General features: G+C 70.8%; 30 protein-coding genes. 12 read left to right on the top strand and 18 right to left on the bottom strand.

The window, feature by feature from the left end:
* Positions 1–14 precede the first annotated feature (14 nt).
* The 6 genes from ACWDXC_RS42945 to ACWDXC_RS42970 all read right to left on the bottom strand — a co-directional run bounded on the left by ACWDXC_RS42945 (position 15) and on the right by ACWDXC_RS42970 (position 5,483).
* Positions 15–1,487, bottom strand: coding sequence for a sensor histidine kinase (locus ACWDXC_RS42945; RefSeq protein ID WP_449992519.1), 1,473 nt, complete (start codon positions 1,485–1,487; stop codon positions 15–17).
* Positions 1,484–2,164 (bottom strand): winged helix-turn-helix domain-containing protein, encoded by a 681-nt coding sequence (locus ACWDXC_RS42950; protein WP_449992521.1) that lies wholly within the window; start codon positions 2,162–2,164, stop codon positions 1,484–1,486. Before ACWDXC_RS42950 ends, ACWDXC_RS42945 begins: the two co-directional genes overlap by 4 nt.
* Positions 2,161–2,670 carry a hypothetical protein gene (locus ACWDXC_RS42955; RefSeq protein ID WP_219518806.1) on the bottom strand — a complete coding sequence of 170 codons (510 nt, stop codon included), beginning with the start codon at positions 2,668–2,670 and terminating at the stop codon, positions 2,161–2,163. The genes ACWDXC_RS42950 and ACWDXC_RS42955 overlap by 4 nt, the downstream gene beginning before the upstream one ends.
* Before the next feature lie 56 nt (positions 2,671–2,726).
* Positions 2,727–3,974, bottom strand: a complete 1,248-nt coding sequence (locus ACWDXC_RS42960; RefSeq protein WP_449992524.1) for an acyltransferase family protein — start codon at positions 3,972–3,974, stop codon at positions 2,727–2,729.
* Positions 3,974–4,666 carry an SGNH hydrolase domain-containing protein gene (locus ACWDXC_RS42965; protein ID WP_219518810.1) on the bottom strand — a complete coding sequence of 231 codons (693 nt, stop codon included), beginning with the start codon at positions 4,664–4,666 and terminating at the stop codon, positions 3,974–3,976. The genes ACWDXC_RS42960 and ACWDXC_RS42965 overlap by 1 nt, the downstream gene beginning before the upstream one ends.
* Before the next feature lie 283 nt (positions 4,667–4,949).
* Positions 4,950–5,483 (bottom strand): TetR/AcrR family transcriptional regulator, encoded by a 534-nt coding sequence (locus tag ACWDXC_RS42970; RefSeq protein ID WP_449992529.1) that lies wholly within the window; start codon positions 5,481–5,483, stop codon positions 4,950–4,952.
* A gap of 96 nt (positions 5,484–5,579) precedes the next feature.
* Here ACWDXC_RS42970 and ACWDXC_RS42975 point away from each other — a divergent pair, with 96 nt between their 5' ends.
* Both ACWDXC_RS42975 and ACWDXC_RS42980 read left to right on the top strand, forming a co-directional pair.
* Positions 5,580–6,500, top strand: a complete 921-nt coding sequence (locus ACWDXC_RS42975; RefSeq protein ID WP_449992532.1) for a zinc-binding dehydrogenase — start codon at positions 5,580–5,582, stop codon at positions 6,498–6,500.
* A gap of 491 nt (positions 6,501–6,991) precedes the next feature.
* Complete coding sequence (locus tag ACWDXC_RS42980; RefSeq protein ID WP_449992534.1) at positions 6,992–7,249, top strand: cupin domain-containing protein; 258 nt, start codon at positions 6,992–6,994, stop codon at positions 7,247–7,249.
* Between the two features lie 85 nt (positions 7,250–7,334).
* Here the strand turns inward: ACWDXC_RS42980 and ACWDXC_RS42985 are convergent, their stop codons facing one another.
* Both ACWDXC_RS42985 and ACWDXC_RS42990 read right to left on the bottom strand, forming a co-directional pair.
* Positions 7,335–8,747 carry an MFS transporter gene (locus ACWDXC_RS42985; protein ID WP_449992536.1) on the bottom strand — a complete coding sequence of 471 codons (1,413 nt, stop codon included), beginning with the start codon at positions 8,745–8,747 and terminating at the stop codon, positions 7,335–7,337.
* A gap of 213 nt (positions 8,748–8,960) precedes the next feature.
* The gene (locus ACWDXC_RS42990; protein ID WP_364183313.1) at positions 8,961–9,350 is read right to left on the bottom strand and encodes a RidA family protein; all 390 of its coding nucleotides are present in this window, start codon (positions 9,348–9,350) and stop codon (positions 8,961–8,963) included.
* A 70-nt stretch (positions 9,351–9,420) separates the two neighbouring features.
* On the opposite strand from ACWDXC_RS42990, the gene ACWDXC_RS42995 reads away from it, so the two are divergent.
* Positions 9,421–10,023 (top strand): CGNR zinc finger domain-containing protein, encoded by a 603-nt coding sequence (locus tag ACWDXC_RS42995; protein WP_449992539.1) that lies wholly within the window; start codon positions 9,421–9,423, stop codon positions 10,021–10,023.
* 107 nt (positions 10,024–10,130) lie between these two features.
* Here ACWDXC_RS42995 and ACWDXC_RS43000 read toward each other — a convergent pair whose 3' ends face one another.
* Entirely contained in the window at positions 10,131–10,298 is a 168-nt protein-coding gene (locus ACWDXC_RS43000) for a hypothetical protein (protein ID WP_449992542.1), read from the bottom strand.
* 59 nt (positions 10,299–10,357) lie between these two features.
* Between ACWDXC_RS43000 and ACWDXC_RS43005 the strand changes: the two genes are divergently transcribed.
* Together ACWDXC_RS43005 and ACWDXC_RS43010 are read left to right on the top strand one after the other, a co-directional pair.
* Positions 10,358–10,729 (top strand): DNA alkylation repair protein, encoded by a 372-nt coding sequence (locus ACWDXC_RS43005; RefSeq protein ID WP_449992614.1) that lies wholly within the window; start codon positions 10,358–10,360, stop codon positions 10,727–10,729.
* Positions 10,730–10,822: 93 nt separating this feature from the next.
* Positions 10,823–11,083 (top strand): hypothetical protein, encoded by a 261-nt coding sequence (locus tag ACWDXC_RS43010; protein WP_449992545.1) that lies wholly within the window; start codon positions 10,823–10,825, stop codon positions 11,081–11,083.
* Between the two features lie 220 nt (positions 11,084–11,303).
* Here the strand turns inward: ACWDXC_RS43010 and ACWDXC_RS43015 are convergent, their stop codons facing one another.
* Positions 11,304–11,705 carry a nuclear transport factor 2 family protein gene (locus ACWDXC_RS43015; RefSeq protein ID WP_449992546.1) on the bottom strand — a complete coding sequence of 134 codons (402 nt, stop codon included), beginning with the start codon at positions 11,703–11,705 and terminating at the stop codon, positions 11,304–11,306.
* 193 nt (positions 11,706–11,898) lie between these two features.
* Complete coding sequence (locus tag ACWDXC_RS43020; RefSeq protein WP_449992549.1) at positions 11,899–13,083, bottom strand: MFS transporter; 1,185 nt, start codon at positions 13,081–13,083, stop codon at positions 11,899–11,901.
* 78 nt (positions 13,084–13,161) lie between these two features.
* On the opposite strand from ACWDXC_RS43020, the gene ACWDXC_RS43025 reads away from it, so the two are divergent.
* On the top strand, positions 13,162–13,551 hold the full coding sequence (locus tag ACWDXC_RS43025) for a MerR family transcriptional regulator (protein WP_357592501.1): 390 nt from the start codon (positions 13,162–13,164) through the stop codon (positions 13,549–13,551).
* Positions 13,552–13,632: 81 nt separating this feature from the next.
* Here the strand turns inward: ACWDXC_RS43025 and ACWDXC_RS43030 are convergent, their stop codons facing one another.
* On the bottom strand, positions 13,633–14,196 hold the full coding sequence (locus ACWDXC_RS43030) for a kelch repeat-containing protein (RefSeq protein ID WP_449992552.1): 564 nt from the start codon (positions 14,194–14,196) through the stop codon (positions 13,633–13,635).
* A 388-nt stretch (positions 14,197–14,584) separates the two neighbouring features.
* Here ACWDXC_RS43030 and ACWDXC_RS43035 point away from each other — a divergent pair, with 388 nt between their 5' ends.
* On the top strand, positions 14,585–14,824 hold the full coding sequence (locus ACWDXC_RS43035) for an ester cyclase (protein WP_449992555.1): 240 nt from the start codon (positions 14,585–14,587) through the stop codon (positions 14,822–14,824).
* Complete coding sequence (locus ACWDXC_RS43040) at positions 14,824–15,741, top strand: NADP-dependent oxidoreductase (RefSeq protein WP_449992557.1); 918 nt, start codon at positions 14,824–14,826, stop codon at positions 15,739–15,741. The genes ACWDXC_RS43035 and ACWDXC_RS43040 overlap by 1 nt, the downstream gene beginning before the upstream one ends.
* On the opposite strand, the gene ACWDXC_RS43045 is transcribed toward ACWDXC_RS43040, so the two are convergent.
* The 3 genes from ACWDXC_RS43045 to ACWDXC_RS43055 all read right to left on the bottom strand — a co-directional run bounded on the left by ACWDXC_RS43045 (position 15,728) and on the right by ACWDXC_RS43055 (position 18,031).
* Entirely contained in the window at positions 15,728–16,579 is an 852-nt protein-coding gene (locus ACWDXC_RS43045; RefSeq protein ID WP_449992560.1) for a helix-turn-helix transcriptional regulator, read from the bottom strand. The genes ACWDXC_RS43040 and ACWDXC_RS43045 overlap by 14 nt on opposite strands.
* 127 nt (positions 16,580–16,706) lie before the next feature.
* Entirely contained in the window at positions 16,707–17,591 is an 885-nt protein-coding gene (locus ACWDXC_RS43050; RefSeq protein ID WP_449992563.1) for an NAD(P)H-binding protein, read from the bottom strand.
* Entirely contained in the window at positions 17,588–18,031 is a 444-nt protein-coding gene (locus tag ACWDXC_RS43055) for a nuclear transport factor 2 family protein (protein ID WP_449992565.1), read from the bottom strand. Before ACWDXC_RS43055 ends, ACWDXC_RS43050 begins: the two co-directional genes overlap by 4 nt.
* A 133-nt stretch (positions 18,032–18,164) precedes the next feature.
* Here ACWDXC_RS43055 and ACWDXC_RS43060 point away from each other — a divergent pair, with 133 nt between their 5' ends.
* Complete coding sequence (locus ACWDXC_RS43060) at positions 18,165–19,004, top strand: helix-turn-helix transcriptional regulator (protein ID WP_449992568.1); 840 nt, start codon at positions 18,165–18,167, stop codon at positions 19,002–19,004.
* A gap of 182 nt (positions 19,005–19,186) precedes the next feature.
* Here ACWDXC_RS43060 and ACWDXC_RS43065 read toward each other — a convergent pair whose 3' ends face one another.
* The 3 genes from ACWDXC_RS43065 to ACWDXC_RS43075 all read right to left on the bottom strand — a co-directional run bounded on the left by ACWDXC_RS43065 (position 19,187) and on the right by ACWDXC_RS43075 (position 21,750).
* The gene (locus ACWDXC_RS43065) at positions 19,187–20,131 is read right to left on the bottom strand and encodes a C45 family autoproteolytic acyltransferase/hydolase (protein WP_449992570.1); all 945 of its coding nucleotides are present in this window, start codon (positions 20,129–20,131) and stop codon (positions 19,187–19,189) included.
* 82 nt (positions 20,132–20,213) lie between these two features.
* Positions 20,214–21,323 (bottom strand): PP2C family protein-serine/threonine phosphatase, encoded by a 1,110-nt coding sequence (locus ACWDXC_RS43070; protein ID WP_449992573.1) that lies wholly within the window; start codon positions 21,321–21,323, stop codon positions 20,214–20,216.
* 169 nt (positions 21,324–21,492) lie between these two features.
* On the bottom strand, positions 21,493–21,750 hold the full coding sequence (locus tag ACWDXC_RS43075; RefSeq protein ID WP_449992575.1) for a hypothetical protein: 258 nt from the start codon (positions 21,748–21,750) through the stop codon (positions 21,493–21,495).
* A gap of 675 nt (positions 21,751–22,425) precedes the next feature.
* Here ACWDXC_RS43075 and ACWDXC_RS43080 point away from each other — a divergent pair.
* From ACWDXC_RS43080 to ACWDXC_RS43090, 3 genes are read left to right on the top strand one after another with little or no spacing between them, the layout of a single operon-like run.
* Positions 22,426–22,584, top strand: a complete 159-nt coding sequence (locus ACWDXC_RS43080; protein ID WP_449992577.1) for a hypothetical protein — start codon at positions 22,426–22,428, stop codon at positions 22,582–22,584.
* 11 nt (positions 22,585–22,595) lie between these two features.
* Positions 22,596–23,147, top strand: coding sequence for an ArsR/SmtB family transcription factor (locus tag ACWDXC_RS43085; RefSeq protein WP_449992580.1), 552 nt, complete (start codon positions 22,596–22,598; stop codon positions 23,145–23,147).
* Between the two features lie 20 nt (positions 23,148–23,167).
* Complete coding sequence (locus ACWDXC_RS43090; protein WP_449992581.1) at positions 23,168–24,400, top strand: MFS transporter; 1,233 nt, start codon at positions 23,168–23,170, stop codon at positions 24,398–24,400.
* Positions 24,401–24,550: the final 150 nt, after the last annotated feature.

Consider the following 24,550-nt stretch of genomic DNA (forward strand, 5'->3'; position numbering starts at 1 on the left):
GAGAGGCCGAGGCTTCATGGGGGTGGGTGATGCGCCGCGCCTTCCTCTGCGGGCCGCGGTAGGGCGGGCAGAGTCAGGGTCAGGACAGCCCCGCCCTGTGGGGCGTTGGCCGCGGTGAGGGTGCCGCCGTGCAGGTGTGCGTTCTCGGCTGCGATGGCCAGGCCCAGGCCGCTGCCCTCGGTCCGGGTGCGGGCGGCGTCGCCCTTGGTGAAACGGTCGAAGACGTGCGGCAGGAGGTGGGCGGGGATGCCCGGTCCGTCGTCGGAGACGGTGACGGTGATCTGGTCGGTATCGGACCGTACCTGGACGACAACGGACACCCCCGTGCCGCCGTGCCGCAGCGCGTTGCCGACGAGGTTGGCCAGGATGACATCGGCGCGACGCGGATCGAGGCGGGCGCGTAGCCCGGCCGGGATGTCGGTGCGGACCCGCTCCTGCCAGCGCCGGAGCGCGAGCGTCTTGGTGATGAGCTGGCCCAGGTCGACCTCGTCGTAGTGCAGCACGACGGCGCCCGCGTCGAAGCGGGACACCTCGATCAGGTCCTCGACCAGGCGGGTGAGCTTGCGCGTCTCGTCGGAAACCAGCTGCAGCGCCTCTGCGGTGAGCGGCGCAAGCCGGCCGCTCGCGGCGTCGGCGTCGAGGATCTCGGTGACCGCGCTCATGGCGGCCAGTGGCGTGCGCAGTTCGTGGGAGACGTCGGCGGCGAACCTGCGCGCGCGTGCCTCCATCACGCGCAACGTCGCGGCGTCGGCCTGCAGGGTGGCGGCCATCGTGTTGAAGGTGCGGCCGAGGTCGGCGAGCTCGTCCTCGCCAGTGGCGTTCACCCGGGTGTCCAGACGGCCGCCCGCCATCTGCTCAGCGGCGGTACGCAGCCGCCGCACCGGCCGTAGCAGCCGGCGTGCGGCCAGCAGCGCGGGCACGATGGAGGCTGTGGCGACGGGCAGCGCGCCGGCGCGGGCGGCGGCGGCCAGCGTGTCCACGTCCTGCTGATGCGAGGTCAGCGGGAGGCAGGCGTAGACGAGGAGCGGTGCGGGACCGTGCGGGCTCGCGGCGGCAGTGACGGGAAGGACCACGGCGAGCCAGGGCGACCGGTCGTGGTGGAAGCGCTGGGCCAGGGCCGTGGTCGCCGTGGCGGCCCGGGCGCGCAGTCGCGCGGGCAGCGGCGGCGCCTGCGTTCCGGCGGTGACAGGCGGGCCGCCGCGGTAGGACAGCGCAGTGCGCCACTCGCGTACGCCCGCCGCGCGGTCCAGTTGCCGGGCCAGCGTGCGCAGGTCCGCCTCGCTGGGGTCGGCTGGCAGGTCGGGTACGCGGGCGGCGAGGTGGACGCGCAGCTCCTGCAAGGCGTCGGCCTGGGCGCGTTCCACGATCGCGGTGCGGCCCTGGTGAAAGGTGACCGCGGCGGCGACCACCGCGCTGAGCGCGGAAACCAGGAAGAACACCAGCACCAGCTGGGCCCGCAGCCCGCGGACGAGCGACAGCCGGATCACAGCGGGCCGAACCGGTAGCCGAAGCCGCGCACGGTCTGGATGTAGCGCGGATCGCGGGAGTCGTCCTCGATCTTGGATCGCAGCCGCATGACGCACGCGTCGACCAGCCGGTAGTCGCCGTGGAAGGTGTGCTCCCACACCTGCTCGAGCAGTTGCTGGCGGCTGAAGGTCTGCTCGGGCGCGGCCGACAGGAACAGCAGCAGCTTCATCTCCGTCGGCGCGAGCGCGAGCTCCGTGCCCTGCTTGAGCACACGCAGCGCGACCCGGTCGATGAGCAGGTCGCCGTAGGGGATGCGGGCCTGGTCGACGGACGGCTGGGAGGTGCGGCGCAGCACCGCGCGCATGCGGGCCTCGATGACCTCGCCGCTCGCCGGTTTGATCACGTAATCGTCGGCGCCGGCCTCCAGGCCCACGACGATGTCCACGTCATCGTCGCGCGCCGAAAGGATCACGATGGGCACCTGGCTGAACGCGCGGATGCGGCGGCAGGTCTCCAGGCCGCTCATGCCGGGCAGCATCAGGTCGAGCAGCACGATGTCGGGGGCACTGGCCACGAGTTCGGCCAGCCCGTCCTCACCGGTCGTGACCACCAGGGCCTCGTGTCCGCGGTGGCGCAGGCCGAGACTCACGCCCCGCCGCACCGCCGGATCATCCTCGATCAGCAGCACCCGGGTCATGAGAAGCCTCCCTGCTCAACGGGGACGGCCGTCCCGCTCTCGTCGCACCTGACCAGCCAGGGGTCGTCGCCCATGCCGGGCTCCAGCACCTCGATGACGGGATCGCCGCCGGCGTCCGAGGCCACGGCGGCCGTGCACACCAGTTGGCTCACCGCGGCGTGCTGCAGGTCGCGCACCAGCCACGGCAGACGCAGTTCCACCCGGCCCTCGCTCGTGCGGGCCTGGATCGGCCGAGACGTCGAAGGCAGGCGCGTGATCAGCCCACGGGCGCGTTCGTCGGCTGTGGGGCCGGCCAGCAGCGCCTTCATGGCCTGCGGCAGCCGGTCGCCGGCCAGGGCCGGGCGGGACACCGGCCAGGTGCCCTGCGGGGTGATGAAGTACACCCGCAGCAACCGGCTGCTGCTCGCGGTCAGACCGCCTTCGACCGGCCGCCCCGCAGGGTGTACGTCGGTGTCGGTGATTCCGCAGCCCGCCAGCATCGCCGCCGCGGCCAGGGCGGCTGCCATGCGACCCAGCGTCCCGGGCATCTGTCGTCTCCTGTTCTCGGGCATGATCGGTGCGGTCACAGCTGGTCGAGTCTGCTCACGTCCACCGTCCCGGCACCGCTCACCGGCCGCGGGATCGCCGCCCACAGGCCCACCGCCGTGACCGCCGTGACCACCAGCGCCGCCCATCCGCGTCGTCCGGTGGCCCACCGGGCGCGCAGCCGTACCGGATCTTCGACGGCGGCCTTCGAGATTACCGCAGCCAGCAGTGACAGCCCGATCGCGGCGATCGTCCAGGCCCAGTCCCGCACGCCGCCGGGCGCGGCCGCCGGGCGCGGCAGCAGCAGGTAGATCGGCCAGTGCCACAGGTACAGGCTGTAGGACAGCTCGCCCAGGCGGCGCGGCAGGGTGCTGCCGAGCGCCCGCCCCAGCAGCCCATCGGACCCCTGCGCGAGAAGCGCGATCAGTGCGGCGCCGGCCAGGGAATGCGCGAACATCCCACCGGTGAACAGTCCTGGCGTCTTCTCCCCGGCGGTCAGCATCCAGGAGAGGCCCAGCCCGCACAGCAGCATCACGCAGATCATGTCCGTGACCGGGCGTGGCAGCCGGGCCACGACGTGCCGTACGGGCACGGCGGCGGCGGCCGCGCCGAGCAGCAGCGAGAACGCACGGGTGTCGCTGCCCTCGTAGGCGCGGGTGGTGTCCACAGCCGTGGCAAGCCTGATCATGAGCAGGAGCGAGACGAGCGCACCGGCGACCGCGACGAGCGCGACCCTGCGAGGCCCGTGCGGCCCTCTTCCGGCCACCGCCACGATCAGGGGCCAGACCAGGTAGAACTGCCACTCGACGCTGATGCTCCACAGATGGGCGAACAGGCGGGTGCCGGAGGCGTTCCAGTAGCCGATCTGCTCGCTGATGTAGTGCCAGTTGACGCTTTGGGCGGCTACCCACGGCGCGTCCAGCAGAGCGGAACTCAGCATGTCCGGCCTGGCGAGCGCCCAGGCCAGCAGCAGGACCGTCGTCACCATGAGGGTGAGCGCGGGCAGGAGCCTGCGGGCCCGGCGCTGCCAGAAGGCTGTCAGGCCGAGGTGGCCTTGCCTGCCGAGCTCGTCCAGCAGCAGAGCGGTGATCAGGAACCCGGACAGGACGAAGAACAGGTCCACGCCCAGGAACCCGCCGCGCAGATGCCCGGCGTGAAACAGCAGGACTGCGGCGACGGCGAGCCCGCGCAGCCCGTCGAGCGCGCCGATGTGCGCACGACGGGAAACGCCGGCCTGTTCCGGGCGGGAGGCGGTGGCACGGTCGCGTGGAGGGACCGAAGCCATCAGCCGCAGCCGAGCTTGACGAAGCGCTTGTCGCCGGTCCAGGGCCCGGTTGCCCAGAGTCGGGGCGCGAGCGGGGTGAAGCCCGTCAGCTTGCCGAGCTGTCCGGTGAACCAGGTGGCGAAGGCCGCCGACCCCTGCTGGCAGGAGTGGATGCCGTCCTTGGCGCGCTGGGCCTTGCCGGCTCTGTAGTCGCCGCCCCACAGTTCGGCGGCATCCAGGTAGTCGGCGCCGGTGCCGTCGGCTGCCTTGGCGGCCATCGCGGGCGCCCTCTTGATCGCGGTCTCGTGCGGCTTGAAGAATTCGTCGATCTTGAACGGTGGCGCGGATACCAGCACGAGCCGGGCGCCGGCGTCCCCGGCCGTCCTGGCGAGCGTGCGGTAGGCCGACAGTTGCTGGCGCGCGCTGCCCCAGTCGTAGCTGGTGAGCTGGTAAGCGATCACCGTCGGGCGGAAGGAGGAGAGGTTCTTCCGCAGCGCCTTCCAGGTGTCGGCGGCCACCTTGGCCGTCACGGGATGGTCGCCGGCGACGATGTTGCCGCCCCCGTCGGAAGAGGCGTCCTTGAACGCCACGCCGTTAGCCCTGAGCGCCGCTTCCAGGGCCGGGGCCTGCGCACCGGCGATGGAGTCGCCCATCCACAACACCCTGACGCCGGTCACGGCCTGCTGAGTGTGCAGGTCCGTCCTCTCGGCCATCGCTGGTCGGCTGTCTGCCGTTGTGCCGCAGCCCGCGAGCATGGTCAAGGCTGCCGCGGTCGCTGCTGCCGGTGATATGACGGCTCCGGTACGGCGGCGGACGGCCGGCCTTTGCGCGCGCCGGACGTTCGGAGAAAGGTTCGTCGATCGCATGACCATCAGGCAATCAGGCGGATCCGGAGGTCACCGTCGTTGTCATCGTTTCATCACACGATGAGGGACATGCCGTCATGGAGGCGGGCCGGCAGTGACTCGTAGCCGACGGCGTCTCCGATGTTTCCGGTCAGCCGGCGTGAGTGGCAAGGCCCGCGAGGAGCACCTGCAGAGCCTTACGGCGACGCTCGGCGGGGGCGGTGCCGTCCGCCATGCGCATGAACGCCGCCACGTCCTCCACAGTGACGTCCTCTCGCAGCGCTCCTGCCGCCTGGGCCCGCTCCACCAGCGGGCCGATCACCTGGGCCGTCACCGCCCTGCCTTTGTCGGCGCTCGGCGGGCTGACCCGGGACAGCAGGTCGAACAGCGCCAGATCGTGCTCGCTCAGGACGCACGCCTCCATAAACACCAGCTCGAACGCCTGCCAGGGATCCGGCTCGGTGGCCGCGCGTGCCGCCACCTCCCGAGCTCCTTGGCCCAGCTCGTGCAGCAGCGCGTCCACCAGGTCATCCTTGGCCGGGAAATGCCGGTAGAACGTGGTGGCTCCCACGCCGGCTCGCCGGGCGATCTCCTCCACACTCACCCCGCCCCCTCGCTCCATGAACGCCTCCCGCGCGGCATCGAGCAACCGCCGCCGATTGCGTTCCTGATCTTTGCGCGGCACGAGACACCTCCCACTAAGAAACGGTAGTGGTGCTACCGTTTCGCTGTTACGGTAGTGACACTACCGTTTTTGGCACTCTAGTTCACGGAGCGATCCATGCGCGCACTACAAGCCACCGGCGACCCCGCCCGCCTCGTGGAATTCACCGACATCCCCGACCCCGTACCCGCCCCCCACGAGGCCCTGATCCGCGTCGAGGTCTTTTCACTGAATCGCCCCGACTACCTCTACCTCGCCATGCCCGACACCGACTATCGGCCTGGAATCGACGCGGTAGGCGTGGTGGAACACCCCGCCGCGGACGGTTCGGGCCCGCGGGCGGGCCAACGGGTGGTCATGCACGTCCCCACCGGCGGCGCCGCCGCCGAACGGATCGCGGCTCCCACCACCCAACTCGCAGCCGTTCCCGACACCCTCACCTCCGACGCCGCCGCCGGACTCCCTCTGGCAGGCATGGTCGCCCTGCGCCTACTGCGCGCTGCAGGCCCGCTGAAGGGCCTGAACCTGCTCGCCACCGGGGCCACCGGCGGCGTCGGCCAGTTCCTGGTGCAACTGGCCGTGCACGAAGGCGCGGCCATCACCGTCGTCGCCCGCGAACACGACCCCTGGGCCCACCTCGCCAGGGCCGGTGCCATCATCGCGCACGACGTGGACCTCCTGCCCCCGGGCGGCTTCGACGTGGTCCTGGAATCGGTGGGCGGCCGGCTCGGCTCGGCGGCGGCGCTACGCCTGCGTACCGGCGGCCTCTTCCTCTGGTACGGCCAAGCCTCCGCCGAGCCTCTCACCCTGGACTTCTTCGAGCTGTTCGGCGGGGGCCAGTCCATGACGCTGCGGCACTTCGTGTACTCGGGGCTGTCCGACGACCACGAGGACCTCGCCGTCCTGCTCCACCTGGCGGCCAGGGGCGTGCTCCAGGTGGAGATCGGCCACCGGGGCGACTGGGGCCAGACCGCTGACGTGCTCGACAGCATCTCCCGGGGCCACCTGCGGGGCAAGGCCGTGCTCGAGGTGAGATGAGGGGACCGCGGGCGCCAGGTGAGCGCCCAGCACGGACACCTGGGACGACGACTACCTCCCGAGGAGGCCGAGGAACGCTCCCGCGTGGTCGGAGGCCCATGTGCGGAAGGTGCGGGCGCGCCTTCCCATGACCGTCTCAACCGTGGAGGTGAGCGGGCCTGGCCGGACTGCGACAGCAGCTCGGGTCCCGTCAGCTCGTAAACGGCGCCGGTGTGGCCGTCGCCCGTCAGAGCCCGCACCGCGACGGCGGCGAGGTCGCGCTCGTGGATGGGCGCGGTGGTCGCCTTCCCGTACGGGCCGTGAACCGTGCCCTCCTCGCGGATGCCACACCAGGAAGACCGCGTCGACGCCGTCCAGGGCGACGTGGCTGCCCACCGTGCCGGACGCGCCGGTCACCAGAATCTTCGTCATGTCGGCAGCCTAGGGAGCTCGAGTGAGACGTTCTATGTGCGTGAGTCGCCGGACTATGCGCGATCGTCTACTCTCCCGCTGTGGACGTACTCAGCGATGTGATCGCCGTCATGCGGACGGGGCGGCCTCGTTCCGCCCGCGTGGAGTGGTACGCCCCCTGGGGGCAGCGCTTCCCGTCAGCTCACGGTTCGGCGGGATTCCAGGTGATCCTGAAAGGCTCGTGCTGGCCGATCCCGCCGGACGACGGGGAGGCGATCGCGCTGGGCGTCGCTCGCCAGCGCTTGCCACGTCCATGTCACCCGCCCTGCCAGGGATGGCGGACCGGTTCTGTCCGCTGAGGATCAGAGCTGCCAGGAACCGGCCGCTTCACCTGCTGGCAAGATCCCGGCATCGCCCTCACCTCGTCGATGAGGATCGCACGCGTCAGGCATGTCTCTTCGGGGTCTTCGGGAGTACGAGCACCGCCACCGCCCCGGCGGCCACGACGCCGGCGCAGGCTCCGAACGCGAGGGAGTATCCGGAGGTCTGCGCGCTGGTATGGGCCGCGGCCAAGGTCGTCAGCGCGGCCAGGCCGAGCGAGCCGCCGATCTGGCGGGAGGAGTTGAGGATGCCGGAGACCAGCCCCGCCTCGCCGGGGCCGACCCCCGCGGTGGCGGCCATGGCGATCGGCGCGGAAGTGAGGCCCATTCCGCCGGTGATGAGCACGCCCGGCAGCACGATGCCGGTGAGCAGGCCACTGTCCGGCGTGATCGTCGCCTGCCAGGCGAAACCCGCCGCCGAGATCAGCGCGCCTGTGGCCAGCAGCGGACGCAGGCCGACCCGGCCGGCCAGCCACGGCGTGGCCTTGGACGCGACGATGATGGCGAGGGTGTGCGGCAGGAACGCCAGGCCCGCCTGAAGCGCGCTGTAGTGCAGGACCTGCTGCATGTAGAGAGACAGGAAGTACCAGACCGCGAAGCCCGCAGCGCCCAGCAGGAACTGTACGAGGAGCGCGCCGGACACCGAGCGGGCCCTGAAGACCCGTAACGGCATCAGCGGCGCCCGCGCGAACCTGGCCTGCACCAGGACGAACGCGGCCAGAGCCAGCACGCCCACCCCCAGGGGGATCAGCACGCGCGCCGAACCCCAGCCGTGCGCGGGGGTCTGCAGCACGCCGAACTCCAGCGCCGACAGCCCCACCGTCACCGTGATCGCCCCGGTCAGGTCGAGCCCGCGGGTGCCGAGGTCGCGGCTTTCGGCGAGCAGGCGCAGCGCGGCGATGATCGCGACCGTCCCGATCGGCGCGTTGATCAGCAGGATCCAGCGCCACGACAGGTAGTCCGTGAGCAGCCCGCCGACGAGCGACCCCGCCGCCCCACCGGCCGCCCCGACCGCACCCCAGGTGGCGATGGCCCTGGCCCGCGCCTGCCCGGCGGGGATCGCGGTGGTGAGGATCGTCAGCGTGGCCGGGGCGACCACCGCCGCGCCGAGCCCCTGGATCGCCCGCGCGGCGATCAGCAGCCCCGGCGTTGTGGCGAGCCCGCCCGCCAGGCTGGCGATCGAGAATACCGCCAGGCCCGCCACGAAGGTACGCCTGCGCCCGTAGAGATCGGCCGCCCGGCCGCCCAGCAGCAGGAACCCGGCGAAGGTGAGGATGTAGCCGTTGACCACCCATTGCAATCCGTCGGCCCCCAGGCGGAGGTCGGATTCCATGGCGGGCAGCGCGACGTTCACGATCGACACGTCGAGAACCATCATGAACTGCGCCAGACAGACCAGGCCGACGATCGACCAGGCGGGGGCGGGCGACTTCGTGGAGCCTCGCCCGGCAGGGGGTGCATCAGCTACGTTCGTCATACTCGGAACCTGTCCTGAACCCGTCACTATCGGGATAATCGCTGGCTCGCCGGCTTGAGTGCGGATCAAGGCCCAGCGGGCAGTGGTTTCGTGATGTTGCGGCGGTGGCCGGGCCCGCGGCCCCTACCTAGCGGGCGGGTGCGGGGCAGGCCACGCCCCAGCATCAGAACCGGGCCATTCGACGACCGGTGGATTCTCCTGCCCCCGAGGGGGTTACACGACGGCGACGGCGTCGATCTCGACGAGGAACCCGGGACCCAGGCCGGCAACGACGTGGACCGTGATGGCCGGCGGCGGGTCGGCCCGGTTCCACACCTCCTGGAAGGCGGCCACACCCTCGTCGAACGTGTTGCCCTCCACCACGGCGATGCGCCAGTGCACGATGTTCGCCAGGCTGGCTCCCTCGCTCTCCAAGATGGTCATGAGGTTGCGGAACGCCTGCCTGGACTGCTCTCCGACCGTGGGCCCGACGACTTTCCCGTCGGCGCCGACGCCGTTCTGCCCGCCGATGTAAATCGTCTTCGCCGGCTGCTCGACCACGACGGCCTGGCTGAAAGCCGGGCTGCTGTGCATCCCGGCGGGGTTGATGTGTCGTACACCCATGTGTGGGCCTCCTTCAGACGATGACACTGGTTATACCGGTGTCGCTGACGACACCAGTTATAGTGGTGTCATGCGAACGAGTGCAACCGGGCGAACGTTGCACGACCCCAAGGGAGGGTCGTTCTGGTTCGATGCCGGCGCCGTCTGCCTGGACTTCGCCCACACCGGCGGCGAGGGTCCGTACGCGGTGTTCGAATCCCTCCACGAGCCTGCCGACCTGGCCGAATGGCTGGCCCAGCCGCCGATCGCCGCGGTCATGACGGTCCCCCTGACGGCCCGCGAGCTGACCTCGGCCAAGGCCCTGCGCCAGGCGATCTGGGACGCGGCGCACGCCCGGGCGGCGCATCGGCCCCTCCCCGCCGAAGCGATCGAGACCATCAACCGGGCCGCAGCCGCGGCGCCACTGGTCCCCGAGCTGGCCGCCGACGGCACGACCGCAGGCTGGGCACCGCCGGTACGGGCCACGCAAGCGCTGTCGACACTGGCCCGGGAGATGATCGAGCTGTTGTCCGGGCCGCTCTCCGGGCGCATCCGCGAGTGCGCGAGCGACAACTGCCCGCTGGTGTTCGTCGACACGTCCCGCCCCGGCGCCCGGCGGTGGTGCGCGATGGAGCGCTGCGGCAACCGCCACAAGCTCCGGGCTCGCCGCGCCCGGCAGACCTCGGACGCGTGACGTGCCCCCAAGCGCGGCCAACGCCCTGGTGACTGTGGCGCCGCTGATCACGACCTGCGGTGGCGCTACTGCTCGCGGTGGGCACCGCCCCGGCCAGCGTCTTGTGGTCAGCTGCCCTGCCTCGCTGTCAGCGCACCCTTGCCCTCGTCCTCCTCGCGGGCGGTCGTACTGAGATGGCGGTCGCGGAGGTCCTGCTGGAATGCGGCGATGAGGTCGGGGTGACCGTAGAGGCCGGCGAACTGCGGGACGGTGCTCTCGGTGGTGCGGTCGAGCATGGATCCGACGGCGGCGAGTTCGAACAGGAGGGGGACAAGGCCTCGCGGAGCACCAGCACATCGACAGCTGGGATCTCGTCGACCGGGCAGCGCCGCGCGTGATCGGGACCTACCTGATCGGGCGGGACCATGCGCCGCTGTTCACGCTCGCCGGGTCCGCCTCCGTATGGGAGAGGCGCACAACGATCACCGCTGCCTTCCAGCTCATCCGCGCGGGTGACCTCGACACCCCCATCCGCCTCATCGACATGCTGCTCGACGATCCGGAGCACTTCGTGCAGACGTCCGTCGGGACAGCGCTTCGCGAGCTGCATCGTGCCTCACCCGAAGCGGCCCGGGAATTCCTCGCACGCAACGGCGAGCGGCTCAGCAGCACGACCCGGCGACTGATGCGCGACAGCCGAGCCGCGTCACGACGCCCCGGCGCATGAAGCGTCCTGTGTGGCTGACGCACGACTCAAGCATCACACGGAGTCCCACACTCGCCCGAACTCCTACCACCAGGGCGACGAGCGTGCCCTTGTTTGGCCTGCACCCAGGCGCGTGAAGCGGTGTGGCTGGCCCTGGACTCCGCGTTCGTCGACGGCCTCGGCGCCGTCGCCGGCAGGCTGACCGTGGCCGAACAGCACGCCGCCGCCGGTCACGTGCCACCGTCCTGCATTGTGGCGATCGGGGAACAGGCCGACCGCCCCGCCACCACCCTCGCTGCGCCGGCGGATGAGCGGCTGGTCGTCGCTACGGACGGCTCCCGCAAGGGCTTCCACTCCGGGATGGCGTTCCTCTGACCGACAGCAGGAAAGCGCTGAAGTATCTGCGCGCCTGGCGTAAGGAGAACGGCGGCATGATGCCGCCCGGCTACCTGGCGCCGGGCACCCGTTGAACGAGGCCGGCGGACGAGCTGGCCAAGCTCGCCCGCCGGCGCGTCCCCGGGAGAGGGAAGGTGAACGATTCCCGCGCAACGTGCCGCGCGGGTTCGTGCGTTCGCGGCGGCCGCGTACGCTCTGGTCAGAGCGGCAGATGAGGCCTGAAGGGATGCTCTCCCTGCTCCACGAAGGAGTAGTCGCGCGCCTCGGCGACCAGCCCCTGCCCGTCGAACCTGAGCAGGGTGATGCCGGCGATGGCGAGCGGTCCGCTGGCGTAACGGCTCCGCGCCCAGTATTCGACCGCCGCGTGGCCGTTGCTGATCAGCGGCTCACCGAACCGGCACACCGTCGGCTCGACCTCGTCGTCGAACACCTCTGTCAGGTAGCGCCTGAGCCCTTCTTTGCCCTGGTAGACCGGGCGGAAGGGGGATGCCCAGTGAAGCCCCTCGGGCGCCTGCAGGGCCACGATGGCCGCCACGTCCTTGGCCGGCCAGGCCTCCTGCCACACCCGCGCCCATCGCCGGGCCGCTGCCAGTTCGTCCATGGATCGCACCCTACCGATCTCCACTGACGGTCTCGTCGAACTGGTGCCCGAATCCAGGCGGCGGTGCGCCGGTGCAGATCGCCTCCGGCTCGTTCGCGCGCGCCCTTCCCGCCTGCCGGTCCCGGATACGACTGCCCGAGGGCGACGATCGCCGAGCGAGCACTGACCACCGCGGCCTCGGGCCGGCGGCGAGTCAGATGGCGGCCGGGACGTCGTTCTCGGCCGCCTGCGTTGTCGCGCGAGTTCGGGGCAGGACGAGGTAAGTCAGGGCCAGGCCCGCCAGGCTCAGCACCGCACCGACCAGACCGGTCCAGCGCAGGGCGCCTGCCGAGACGATGACGCCGCCCAGGGCCGAACCGGCGGCCGCGCCAAGGTTGAAGGCGCCCACGTTGGCGGAGACGGCCAGCGTGGGGGCATCGCCGGCGTGGCGCAGGATCAGCCCCTGCAGTGGCGCGATGGTGGCGGTGGAGAGCAGGCCGAGCACCAAGACCGCCGCCACTGCGGAAGGTTGCCAGACGGCGGCGAACGGAATGAGCACGAGCACGCCGGCCAGCCCGCCGAAGACGCCGCGCACGGTGGCGCTCATGGACTTGTCGGTGAGCCGGCCGGCAAGGAGGTTGCCGACAAAGCTGCCTGCTCCGTAGGCGAGCAGCAGCCCGGATACCGCTGTGGAAGAGAAGCCAGACACGCGCGTCATCAGCGGGGCGATGTAGGTGAACACCGTAGCGACGCCGGAGAATCCGACCGCGGTGGTGGCGATGGCCAGCAGGACTGGCCGGCGGGTCACCACGCGGACCTCGTCTCGCAGCCGTGTAGCCGGGGCCGGCTGCTTGGGCAGGACGGCTGCGAGCAGCACGACGCCTGCCAGCGCCAGGGCGGTCAGGACGGCGAACGGGGTGCGCCATCCGGCGCTCTCGCCCAGCAGCGCGCCCAAAGGCACACCGAGCAGGGTTGCCACGGTGAAGCCGGAGGCGACCGTGGAGATCGCCGTCCCCGTCTTGTCCGGCGGCACCACGCTGGTCGCCATCACCAGGGCCAGGGCGAGGAAGGCGGCGTGGCTGAAGGAAGAGAGCAGGCGTCCTGCCAGCAGCAGTTCGTAGGAGGGGGCCAGAGCGCTGATTGCGCTGCCGGCCGCGAACAGCAGCATCAGACCGAGCGCCAGTCCTTTACGGGGCATCTTGGCAGTCAGCGCGGCCACAAGGGGCCCACCGACCACGACTCCCAGCGCGTAGACGGTGACGGCTTGGCCCGCCATGCCTACGGATATGCGCAGGTCCGCTCCCACCTGAGGCAGCAGCCCGGCGATCAGGTATTCCGACGTTCCGACGACGAAGACGCTCACGCACAGGGCGGCGAGTGTCGCGAATGTCCTTCTCATGGCGAGGACGCTAGAGTCTCACATAGATGTGAGAGTCAAGTCGTACGACGACTTCCCGCGGCACACGAAGGAGGCGCCATGCGCATCGGTGACCTGTCACGACGGACCGGCGTTCACGAGCGCCTGCTGCGCTACTACGAAGAACAGGGCCTGCTCCACCCCGCACGGCGCCCCAGCGGCTACCGGGAATACAGCGACGAAGACATCGACACCGTCCGGCGCATCCGTAGCCTCTTGGCCGCCGGTTTGAACACCTCCGCCATCGCCACGATCCTCCCTTGCCTACGCGATGACGGCGACCGGCTGATCCCCACGTGCTCCGACCTTCTCGCCGACCTTCACCGGGAGCGGGAAAGGATCACACAGTCGATCACAGACCTGCAGACGTCCCTGGGCGCACTCGACAGGGTCATCGCGGCAGCCCCGCCCGATGTCACACGGCGTGCACTCGCCACGCTCGATCATTGAACGACGTGCCGGACGAGGATGCCACCACCGTCACGGTGTTACGCGGCATCGCGGCTGGCCCGTCCTTGCGCGATGCCTTGTTCAACCGGTCGAGGGTTGCGGTGTGGCGGCGTCGACTGCCGCCTCCTGCCGGTCCTCGGGCACCATGTGCTCGATCGGCACGTCTCGGAGGCGTCGTAGAAGACGGCCTCGAAAAGGGCGTAAAGGTCCAGCAGGGCCAAGGCGTCCATCACCACCAGCGAGCTCGTCGCCAACCCATCGGTCTGGGGGAGTGCCACGGCGACTTCCGAGCTTGGCCGAGCGCGCAGGTGGTGAGCGCGCCCGGCCTCGTACGGTGGGCATGGGCGCACGCTCCGACCAGCGGCGCGTTCGCAGGTCGAAGGCGTAAACGGTGTCCCGGACGTTCACCTGGCCGCGGTCGCGGCCGCCCACCACGTAGAACGTCGAGCCGATGACGGCCCCGCCGACGTGGTCGCGCGCCTCGGGCAGGTCGGACAGCTTCTCCCAGCGGCCGCTCACCACGTCGTACGTCGCCACGGTGTCCTGGAGGCCGCCGGGTCCCGGCGTCAGCGTGAGCATGCCGCCCGCGAGGTAGACCTTCGTTCCGCGCACGCCTATCGCGGCGCTGCCTGTCCAAAGCTTCATGACGTCTCCTTCGGCTGCCCCAAAACGCTGGCCGAGCGGACAGCCGGGCACCAGGCGCCGGTTAACCCGGTGACGTCATCACCAGTGTGAGCGCCGCCTTCTCGCCGGGAGCGGAACCGACGACCGTGGGATCTCGAAAGTCGAAGGAGGAATCGCCTGATGTCCGAAAATCTGGTTGTTCTTGTGACCGGGGCCGGCAGCGGGATCGGCCGCGCTGCAGCCGTGGAACTCGCCCGTGCGGGCAGTTCCTGCACGCCCTCGACACCAACGCGGTGTCCCGGCTGCGGGCGAACCGGGCCCTGCTCCCGGTCATGCGAGTTCCTCGGGAGCATCCAATGATCGGCACGTTGATCGGCACGTTCTAGGGGCGTTCACCGGCTTCCACATCGTGGTCCATCGAATCATCGACGGCCGCGGCCGCGACGGCGACGGCTTCGTCGGCGTACGTGGCGAGGTGCGCGGCGTGCACACCGGTGAGCTGTCCGGCGTCGCACCGACGGGCCGCGAGATCCAGGTCCGCATTCACGAATTCCACGAAACCTCCGGCGGACGCATCGTCCGCACCTGGCACCTGGAGGACTGGCTCAGCCGGCTCGGCCAGGTCGACGCAGTGAAAGGCACGAACTGATGAAGGCATTGCACTACACCGCCTACGGCGAGCGCCCGGTCGTCGCCGAGCTCCCCGACCCGGTCCTCTCCGCCGGCCACGTGCTGGTCAAGGTCGCCGGCGCGGCGCTCAACCCGCTGGACGTCAAGATCGGCGCCGGCCATGTGCGGGACTTCTTCCCGATCACCTTCCCCTCGATCGTGGGCACCGACCTCGCCGGAACCATCGAGCACGTCGGGCCCGAAGTCACCGGCTGGAGCGTCGGTGACGCGGTGATCGCCCGTACCGACCCCGGCTCGGGCGGGGCCGTCGCCTCGCATGCCGCCGTCGCGGCGACGGGGCTGGTGGCCGCTCCGGTCTCGGTCCCGCTCGGCCTCGCCGCGAGTCTGGTGACAGCCGCCGGCACGGCTTGGCAGGTGGTGTTCGAAGTCGCGGAGCTGAAGCCCGGCCAGAAGGTGCTGGTCCATGGCGGTGCCGGGGGTGTCGGCGGGTTCGTCATCCAGTTCGCGCGCCAGGCGGGCGCGCACGTCGTCACCACCGTGTCCCCGCGCGGCGCCGAGATCGTCAGGAAGCTCGGCGCGCACGAGGTGATCGACTACACCGCGACCGACTTCCGCGCCGTGGTCTCCCGCGCCGACGTGGTCATCGACCCGATCGCGGGCGACACCGAGGCGGCCTCCCTCGACGTGCTCCGGCCGGGCGGCCTGCTCGTCGGCCTCAACGTCCCGCCGGACGCCGAACGAGCCGCCGGCCGGAACGTTCGCGCCGAGTTCGTCTTCCACGGCTCCGACACGGAGCGGCTCGCGAAGGTCGCCGCCGCCGCCGACGCGGGACTGGAGATCACGGTTGACCGCACGGTTCCCCTGGCACGGGCCTCCGAGGCGTTCGACCACCTCGCCCAGGGCCACGCCAAGGGCAAGGTCATCATCCAGCCGTAGAAGCGCTGAGGTCGTGGCTGCCCAGAACGTCGAGCAGCGCGAGCTTCTCGGCCGAGTCGCCGCCGACCGGCGCGGTGAACCAGAGCAGCCGCTGCGTTCCGTCCTCGCTGAGCAGGCTGAGGCAGTCGAGCTCGAGTTCGCCCAGCTCCGAGTGCAGGAGGCGCTTGCGGTCGGCCCGCCGTACCGCGACCTCCTGGTGTGCCCACAGCTCGGCGAACTCGTGGCTGGCCGACAGCAACGCGCCGATCAGGCCGGCCACCTGCTCGTCCCGGCCGCGCCGTGCCGCCACGGCGCGCAGATCCGCCACGAAGACGCGCGACTGATGACCATGCTCGTCCGGGTGGTAGCGCGAACGTGCCTGCGGATCGGTGAACCAGCGGTAGACGAAGCTCGCCTCGCGCCCCTTGGCCTTGCTGATCGGCCCGAGGAGCGCGGTGGCGAGGCGGTTCTGGACGAGGACGGCGTGCAGATCAGTGATCACTGCCGCCGGGGTCGTGGGCAGCCGCTGCAGGAGGTCGAGCATGCCGGGGTGTATGTGCGCGGCGAGACTGTGCTTCGGCGGGATGGGGCGGCCTGCCAGGAAGTACAGGTGAGCTCGCTCGTCCTCGCTCAACCGGAGCGCGCGGGCGAGCGCCGCCACCATCTGCTCCGACGGCTGCGCGCCGCGCCCCTGCTCAAGCTGGTTGTAGTAGTCGATGGAGGCACCGGCCAGGGCGGCCACCTCATCCCGGCGCAGCCCAGGCACGCGGCGGCGCGCCTGGACCGGCAAGCCCACCTCGCCGGGCCGGATGCGATCCCGCCGCGACCTCAAGAACTCGCCGAACTCACGCAGATCCATACCCGCCATTGTGAACCGGGCACCGTACAGGAAGGCAGGCGACGTCATCGCCACCCCAACCTCGAACTGCCGGACCGACGCGCGCCCTCCCACGAGGGCACGGAGGACAGGGTGGCGAAGAACCGGGCTAAGGCGCCACGCCGTTCGCCCACTCGGACGCGTGGTCCCGGACGAACTCGTCGAACGAGCGGGGCGGGCGGCCGGTCAGGTCCAGCACCGCGGTGCTGACCATATCGTCCCGGCCGGCGCTGAGGCCGGCGTCCACGGCGGCAAGGGCGGCGGCGAATTCGGCCGGCATGCCGGCGGCCCGGTAACCGGCCGCCAGCTCGTCCGTTTCGACGGGCAGCACCCGAATCGGCCTGCCGGTGCGGGCGGTGATGATCGCCGCCGCGTCCTGGTAGCTCAACGCTTTCGGCCCGGTGAGCAGGTAGTCGCGCCGGTCGCCCGGCCCTTCACCAGGCCTCCCGCTGGGCTCGTCATCGGGGTTGGTCAGCAGGGCGGAGGCGGCGGCCGCGATGTCGCGCGCGTCGATCCAGCCCAGCCGGCCGCCACCGGCGGCGGTGTGAATCTCGCCGTGCTGCCGGAGCCACTCGCCCAGCGGATGCGGGCGCAGGAAGTTCTGCATGAACCCGGACGCGCGCAGCACGACCCACCCGGGCCGAGTCCGTACCCGTGCGGCCAGCTCAAGCGCGCCGGGGGCGTTCGGCAGCACGACGGCGGAGCCGAGGAGCACCACGCGGCGCACGCCGAGCCGCTCCGCCTCGTCCAGGAACGGCTCGACCAGCGGCATCGGATTCACGGCGTTCACCGGAGGCACCAGATAGACGCGGTCCATCGCGTGCAGCGCGGCCCGATGCGTGCCCGGGTCGTTCCAGTCGAACGGGACGGCGTCAGGATCCCCGGCAGCCGGGTTGCGGGCGGCGACCCGGACCGGCACGCCGTTGCCCCGCAGCAGCTCCGCCAGCACGCTGCCGGTCTTCCCGGTGCCGCCGGTGACCAGCACGCCGCTCATCGGGAGGCTCCCGAGCGCAGCGAGCCGAGCAGTTCGGGCAGCGTCCCGGTCGCCGAGGCGGCGGCCAGCGGGCTCCAATAGTCCCTGTAGTGCGTGATCAGGCCATCATGGACCGTGATCACGGAGATGTAGTCCATGCGGTAGGGCTCGCCGGTGCGCACCGTGTACCCGTGCGCGGTGAACTCCACCACGATGGTGTCCGGCCGTTGCGTGTGATGCACGGTCGCTACAGGTATCTCCCGTACGTCCATCCGTTCCGGATATCCGGCCAGATAGTCACGGACGGCATCCCGCCCCGCCAGCCGCCGCGGCGCGTCCCCTGCGGCGAACGGGAACTCGGCGGTGCCCTGCTCCGCCCACAGATCGGCGATGGCATCCATGTCCTTGGCCAGCAGCAGATCCAGCAGTCGGCGGATCGTCTCCTCAGGAGCGCGTGGCATGTTCGTCCTCCGGTGTCCCGTGGAATGTGGTCATGCCAGCCTGGCCGCGGACCCGGGCGCCGCGGAACGGACGGGTAAGCCCCGGACTCCTGGTCCGTGGCTAAGGCGGCCGCCACTGTGGCAGCCTGGACGGGTGAGCAGAGCTGAACTGGCCGACTTTCTCCGTCGCCGGCGGGAGGCGCTGCGCCCGGACCAGCTGCCGGCCACGGCCGTCCACCCGCCAGGCCGCCGCGCCCGTCGTACTCCCGGCCTGCGCCGCGAAGAAGTGGCCACGCTGGCCGGGGTCTCCACCAGCTACTACGAACGGCTTGAGCAGGCCCGCGCTCCGCATCCGTCCCCGCAGGTCATAGCCGCGCTGGGCACGGCACTGCGGCTCACCGCCGCCGAGCGCGAGCACCTGGCGCGGCTGGCCGGGCAGGCCCCGCCCGCCCCGGAGACCGGCCGGGCGCCGGTGCCCGCCTTCGCCCGCGAGCTGCTGGACCGGCTCGGGCCGGTGCCCGCCTACCTCACCGACGAACGCCAGGACATTGTGGCCTGGAACGAAGCGGCAGCCGACCTGATCATCGACTTCGGGTCGCTGCCCGCTGAGGAACGCAACGCCGTGCGGCTGTCCATCCGGCTGAACGGCACCCTCTGCTCGGCCGCCGACGGCTCGCAGGGCGAATACGCCCGGCAGACCGCCGCCCAGCTGCGCGCGGCCAGCGCCCGTCACCCGGCCGAACGCGTACTTGGCGAGCTGGTCAACGAGTTCGCCGCGCACAGCCCCGACTTCGCCGCCAGCTGGCGCAACCACGAGGTACGCCCCATACCGACGCTGCGCAAGCACCTGCACCACCCCGAGCTGGGCGTGCTGGAGCTGGACTGCCAGACTCTGCTGCTGCCCGGCACCGATCTGCGGATGGTGATCTACACCGCGCGTCCGGGCAGCCCCAGCGCCGCCGCACTCACCCGGCTCGCCGCACGCGGCACGTAGATCGAATGAGAAGTACGAGATGCCGTCGGGCATGCGCCTGCCGGGCGAGCCGCCCAACGAATGGTACGTCCAGGACGGTGCCATGAGCGCCGACGGTAAGGCTAGCCTGCACCTATTCCGTCTGGCTGGAGTTGCCAGTATGGCCCGACCAGGGGTGTTCACGGGCTTCGTGCAGAAAGCTTTCAGCTGGCCCGGCCCAAGGTCACGGTGCGGGTTCCGGGTGTGAAGTCGCTGAAGGACTGTTGCCAGGATTCACCGGGCCAGTAGTAGGTCACAAGGCCCTCGGCGGGTCGGTAGTGGGCGGTGTAGAGCGTTACCGTCCCCTGCTCGTCGACGGATCGATACAGCGGCGGCTTGAGCATCGCCGCCACGTCCGCGCCCGCGGCGCGGATGGCTCGCAGCCGCTCCTGCGTCCGCATGGCCCGCTCCTGCTCGTCGGTCACCGGCAGGTGCTGGTGATTGGAGGCGCAGGCGTCCGGTGCCACCGTCAGCGGCATATCCGGTCCCACGAACACCGTCATCGCCTTCTTGGGATCGACAAGGGTGAGGTTCTGGGGGACGGCGACCGGCAGGGACCGCAGCCTGTCGACCGCCTCATCGACGGTGTCGCACGTCTCCAGCAGGTAGCGCACGAGGATGAGAATGGCGAAGCCACGTCCGTAGACAGAACGTCCGCCCCAGGTGAGCGAGATCGCGAGACCGGCATCGTTCATCCCGTCCTGCATGCCCCACAGCATGTCCTGCATCCCGATCACGGGGCGCAGGAAGCAGGAGGAGACGATGGTCCCCTCGCACTGATCGGGCCGCAGGTCATAGTTGCGCAGCAAAGTGCCGTTCTGGCCGATCTGGGTGCAGGCCTGGGAGAACGGCCGCAGAGCCGCGTGGGTGAGGAAGACTTCCGCCCCGGGCCGGTCGAGTTGGCCGGCCAGACGGTCCAGAACCGGGACCAGTTCCGGCATATGCGCACGGAACAGCGCCCGAACACGATCCGCGCCCTCCGCAGTCCGGCCCTCCTCGGTCAGCAGGCCCTCCATCTCCTGCCACAGGGCCCGGGCGTGAGCGGCCCACCGCCCGTCGCCGCCGTCGCCGACTTCGATCGCCTGGAAGGTCTTGCGCTGTTGCCGCACGGCTGCCACTCCCGTGTGAGAATCGGACGAGGTGAAGCAACCTAGCCAATTGGGCAGGTGTTCACCAGGTGGCCGCCACCGGTCAGGACGGCTCGGTCCTGCGCAGGATGAGCATCGTGGTGTCATCGTGCTGACCGGCCGCGCTGAAGCCATGCAGGTCCTCGCTCAGAGCGCGGACGAGACTGGCGGGCGGCTCCGCGGCCCACGCGCGCAACCGCTCCTCCAAGGGATAGAACCCGCCGCCCGCGTCACGCGCCTCGGTAACCCCGTCCGTGCACAGCAGCAAGCGCGCACCGCGTGCGAATCTGAACGACACGCCTGCGCGCGGCGCCGGGGCCAGCGCCGCCAGGCCGAGGGGAACTTCAGGCTGGCCCAGGTCGACCTGCCGGACGTCCTGGCCCTGAATCATGTACGGGGCGATGTGGCCACAGTTGACCACCTCGACCGCCTCGGTCTGCGAGGCGTCCTTGATGTCCAGGATGAGCGCGGTGACCAGCCGCTCCGGCTCGCCGTCCTGAGCCGCGAAGTAGTTGTGCCTGACCACCGAGTTCTCCAGTGCGGCTACTACGCCGGTGAGCGTCTCCTCCCGGTGGGCCGCCTCTCTGAACGAACCCAGCAGCGCGACCACCATCCCGATCGCCGACAGGCCCTTGCCGTGCACGTCCGCGATCAGCACCCGGGTGCCGTTCTGGGCGACGGCCACGTCGTACATGTCGCCGCCCATCATGGTGTCCTCCTCTACCGGCTGGTAGAGGCCCTCCACCGCGATCTCCGCCGTGCGCAGAGGCAGCGGGCGCACCAGGAGCTGTCTCAGGGCGGAGGTCGCCGAACGCAACCGGAAAACCTCCGCCTCCCGCTTCACCCGGTAGCGGCACCCGGCCACGCTCAGCAACCCGAACAGGCCGGTGAACCCGGCCGCCAGCAGGATGTCGTCAGGCTCGCCACGCAGGTAGATCGCCGTGCCGACCTCCACCACCAGCACCCACACCGCGGCGACGGCCGTCTGCCACACCGCCCCGAGCCCCGACACGATGGCCGGCAGGAAGATCAGCAGCGGGTACAGGCGAACCGCGGTGCCCGTGGACACGTCCAGCACGATCACCACGGCGGTGACGAGGGCGAGCCCTGCCAGGAACAGCGGCGTCCGCAGACTGGGACCGGCCCCAGGCCGCCCCCCAGCGTCGTCCGTCACCCCTGCCCCCTTCGCCGCCAGAACACCTTCTACCAGCGATATCTCCGCCCAGTCCGTTCGGCGCGCCCATGTGACCCTTCCTTGTGCCGATGACTGTCTGGAGGTCATCTGGGCCCCTGGCCCGTAAGCGGCCACGGTCACCTGGACCCTCACCGAGGCCGGGATCGAGTCACTCCCGGAGCCGAACCTCCAGCCGGGCGCGCAGTTCCGGGACGGAGACGCCGTACGTCTCGATCTCACGCACGCCGTCGGGGACGATCCCGAACACGGCCTGATCGGTGTAGACGTGGCCGACACCCGTCAGGGCGCGCCGCTCATCATGATCGTGCCGTTCGCTGTAGATCGGCATGCGGCCGGTGCACTCGGCCCGTACGGTGCGCAGCCACCGCTCGGCCTCCGCCTGCGAAGACAGCTTCCAAGTCGGCATCCCGGTTGCTGATGAACGCGGAAGGCGCCTGGGAGTGTTCGCCATGAGGGTGCGGCGTCCCGGCTCGTCTGCGCCAGGCACGGCCCGAGGGCCCAGAATCTCCGTCCTCGGGCGGCCGTAGCAGCTCGGATGCGTGCATGGCGTCGGACCAGCCGTTGAGCCCGCAATCCGGGCGCCGGGAGTCGTGCTGGCGCGGCCAGGACCACCCGGCCGGCGCAGCACCGCCACTTCGTGTCGAAGCGCCATCATCACCCGCCCTGGCCGCCGTACTCGGCTTCTGTCCGGCGTGCTGCTTCTAGATTCCGTTCCAAATCTCTTGACCCCCGCCCCGTAGCAGCGCCCGCCTGAAGGGGGGCAGTCCTCCCGCCCCCTTTCGGGGCGGGCGTCACCTCGGAGAACGCGCGCCACGGCGTGAGCGGGGACGGCGCGCCCGTCGAGGTCACCGTCCCGGACCGGCGGGCAGGTGGCGAGTCCAGTGAGCGCGCGGTGCGCAAGACGGATGCGGCCACCGGTGACAGACCAGCGGGACGAACCGGGCACGCGCGTGGGTGAGCCGCGCACGATCGGTGCGGGAGGCGCCTGTACGCGAACGGCGGAGCCAGGCACGTACTCGAACAGGGGTGCGGTTCAAGCTTCGTCGGGACGGCCGGGACACGCTCCAGGACGCAGCAGGCGGTGGCGCGGCCGACGGAGAACACCTTGCTGTGCGGGACCGACCAGACGGTGGACACGATCGCCAAGAAGGTGGGCTACACCAACGCCTTCGCGCTGAGCGTGGCCTTGAAGGCCGGTAAGCGAGCGAAATTCGGTTGCGCAATGGTCAAGGGTCGTTGACCATTGTCCGCATGCCTACCGATGATCTTCCTGAGACGTTTCACGTCACCACCGACGACCAGCTCCGCGCCGTCTCCAATCTCACGCGTCACCGGATCATGGCCGTGCTCCGCTTCGAGCCGGCGACGATCACGCAGATCGCCCAGCGGGTGGGCCTGGCGAAGGGAAGTTCCAGCTATCACGTGCGGCTGCTCGAGCGGGCCGGCTTGGTGAAGGTGGTGCGGACGCGGAAGGTGAGGGGGGTCACCGAGCGGTACTACGCGATGGCCGCGCGGTCGATCATGCTGCCGGATCCGGGGCCGGGACAGCCGGACGTACTACTGCGGAATGCGGTGGCGGACCTGGAGGCGTCCCCGGCCGATGGCGAGCGGCACGTGCGGATGGCACATCTGCGACTTACCGAAGAGCAGTTCACGGAGCTGGGGGAGCGGCTGCAGGCACTGGCGGATGAGTACCGGGCGCTGTCTGATCCCTCGCTGCCGGACGCGTCGCTGGTCTTCGCGCTGTTCCAGCCGGCTCCGCGCCGGCAGGTCGACCAGCAAGTCGACGGGGACGCCGAGTGACCCCAAAACTGACGAATGACGTGGCGAAGTTGCCTGCCGGGTTCGGGCGACTGTGGACCGCGCAGACGGCGTCCTCGCTTGGTGATGGGGTGACGCATGCCGCGCTGCCGCTGATCGCGTTGACGTTGACCCGGGATCCGATGGCGCTGGCCGTCGTCACGGCCGCAGGGACGCTGCCATGGCTGCTGTTCGGCGTGCTCGGCGGTGCGCTGGTGGACCGCTGGGACCGTCGCCGTACGATGTGGGTCGCGGATACGGCGCGTGCGGTGCTGCTCGCGATACCGGCGGCCGCGGCCATGCTCGACGTGCTGAGCATTCCGCTGCTGGCGGCTGTCGCGTTCCTGCTCGCCCTCGGAGGGCTCTTCTTCGACACGGCCGCCACTGCTTATCTGCCGGATCTGCTCGGCCGCGACCCCGCGCTCCTGCAACACGCCAACTCCCGACTGCGCAGCACCCAGACGGCGGCGTCCGGCTTCGCCGGGCCACCTGCGGGCAGTGCGCTGCTAGCGCTGGGGCAACCGGTTCCGCTGCTCGCCGACATGATGTCGTTCGTGTTCTCCGCACTGCTCGTACGGTCACTGCCCGCCGTGCCGCGGCCTACCGCGGGCGCCCGAGAGTCACTGCTCCGCCAGGCGCGGGCCGGAGCCTCCTACGTCTTCCGTGATCGGCTGCTGCTCGGGCTCGCGCTGCGTCCAGCGGTCGGGAACGTCGCCTTCCTCGCCGTGGAGACCGTCTTGGCCCTCCTCGCCCATGAGCGCCTCGGCATCGGCCCTTTCGGCTTCGGTCTGCTCCTCACCGCGGAGGCCGCGGGCGGCCTGCTCGGCGCGGGCATCGCCTCCTTCCTCAGCCGGCGGCTCGGCACCGGCACCGCGCTGACCTGCACGGCCGCGGTCGAGGGGCTTGCCATCCTGGGACTGGCCGCCGCTCCTGGTCCGTACGTGGCCGGGCTCGCACTGGCCGTCTGCGGGGCGGGCATGGGCGCCACGATGGTGCTCGGGCCCTCCCTCCGGCAGGCGATCGTCCCGGCTCATCTGATGGGCCGGGTCGCCTCCACCTCCCGCATGCTCGCCATGTGCGCCGCCCCGTTCGGCGCCTTCCTCGGCGGCTGGCTGGCCACCGCCTACGACGTGCGCACCCCGCTCTACGCCGCCGCCGGTCTCCTCCTCATGATGACCGCCGTCACGGCCACCATGACCAGCAACCGCCGAGTCGAGACGGCCCTGCGCAACGCCGCCGCGGCTCCGGCACGCTGAGCAGACCCACCCGCAACCGGGACGGCCGAGACGGTTGGGAACTGGTTATTTCTTCGACCATGGAGCCAAGCCCGGCGTTGCTCGGCATGAGCGTGCTGTTTGCGGCGAGCAGCCGCTCGCGCGGGGACCAGTTGCGGGGTGAGCGACTGG

The organism is Nonomuraea sp. NPDC003214 (genome assembly GCF_053590035.1).

What these genes read in the sequence shown, in the direction of transcription:
- ACWDXC_RS42985 (WP_449992536.1), bottom strand. Translation starts at nt 8,747, where the DNA reads ATGACGAACGTAGCTGATGCACCCCCTGCCGGGCGAGGCTCCACGAAG.
- ACWDXC_RS42965 (WP_219518810.1), bottom strand. Translation starts at nt 4,666, where the DNA reads ATGGCCGAGAGGACGGACCTGCACACTCAGCAGGCCGTGACCGGCGTC.
- ACWDXC_RS43045 (WP_449992560.1), bottom strand. Translation starts at nt 16,579, where the DNA reads ATGGATCTGCGTGAGTTCGGCGAGTTCTTGAGGTCGCGGCGGGATCGC.
- ACWDXC_RS43000 (WP_449992542.1), bottom strand. Translation starts at nt 10,298, where the DNA reads ATGCTCGACCGCACCACCGAGAGCACCGTCCCGCAGTTCGCCGGCCTC.
- ACWDXC_RS43055 (WP_449992565.1), bottom strand. Translation starts at nt 18,031, where the DNA reads ATGCCACGCGCTCCTGAGGAGACGATCCGCCGACTGCTGGATCTGCTG.
- ACWDXC_RS42960 (WP_449992524.1), bottom strand. Translation starts at nt 3,974, where the DNA reads ATGGCTTCGGTCCCTCCACGCGACCGTGCCACCGCCTCCCGCCCGGAA.
- ACWDXC_RS42990 (WP_364183313.1), bottom strand. Translation starts at nt 9,350, where the DNA reads ATGGGTGTACGACACATCAACCCCGCCGGGATGCACAGCAGCCCGGCT.
- ACWDXC_RS43050 (WP_449992563.1), bottom strand. Translation starts at nt 17,591, where the DNA reads ATGAGCGGCGTGCTGGTCACCGGCGGCACCGGGAAGACCGGCAGCGTG.
- ACWDXC_RS42975 (WP_449992532.1), top strand. Translation starts at nt 5,580, where the DNA reads ATGCGCGCACTACAAGCCACCGGCGACCCCGCCCGCCTCGTGGAATTC.
- ACWDXC_RS43015 (WP_449992546.1), bottom strand. Translation starts at nt 11,705, where the DNA reads ATGGACGAACTGGCAGCGGCCCGGCGATGGGCGCGGGTGTGGCAGGAG.
- ACWDXC_RS43075 (WP_449992575.1), bottom strand. Translation starts at nt 21,750, where the DNA reads ATGCCGACTTGGAAGCTGTCTTCGCAGGCGGAGGCCGAGCGGTGGCTG.
- ACWDXC_RS43040 (WP_449992557.1), top strand. Translation starts at nt 14,824, where the DNA reads ATGAAGGCATTGCACTACACCGCCTACGGCGAGCGCCCGGTCGTCGCC.
- ACWDXC_RS42995 (WP_449992539.1), top strand. Translation starts at nt 9,421, where the DNA reads ATGCGAACGAGTGCAACCGGGCGAACGTTGCACGACCCCAAGGGAGGG.
- ACWDXC_RS43085 (WP_449992580.1), top strand. Translation starts at nt 22,596, where the DNA reads ATGCCTACCGATGATCTTCCTGAGACGTTTCACGTCACCACCGACGAC.
- ACWDXC_RS42955 (WP_219518806.1), bottom strand. Translation starts at nt 2,670, where the DNA reads ATGGCAGCCGCCCTGGCCGCGGCGGCGATGCTGGCGGGCTGCGGAATC.
- ACWDXC_RS42950 (WP_449992521.1), bottom strand. Translation starts at nt 2,164, where the DNA reads ATGACCCGGGTGCTGCTGATCGAGGATGATCCGGCGGTGCGGCGGGGC.
- ACWDXC_RS43025 (WP_357592501.1), top strand. Translation starts at nt 13,162, where the DNA reads ATGCGCATCGGTGACCTGTCACGACGGACCGGCGTTCACGAGCGCCTG.
- ACWDXC_RS43020 (WP_449992549.1), bottom strand. Translation starts at nt 13,083, where the DNA reads ATGAGAAGGACATTCGCGACACTCGCCGCCCTGTGCGTGAGCGTCTTC.
- ACWDXC_RS43030 (WP_449992552.1), bottom strand. Translation starts at nt 14,196, where the DNA reads ATGAAGCTTTGGACAGGCAGCGCCGCGATAGGCGTGCGCGGAACGAAG.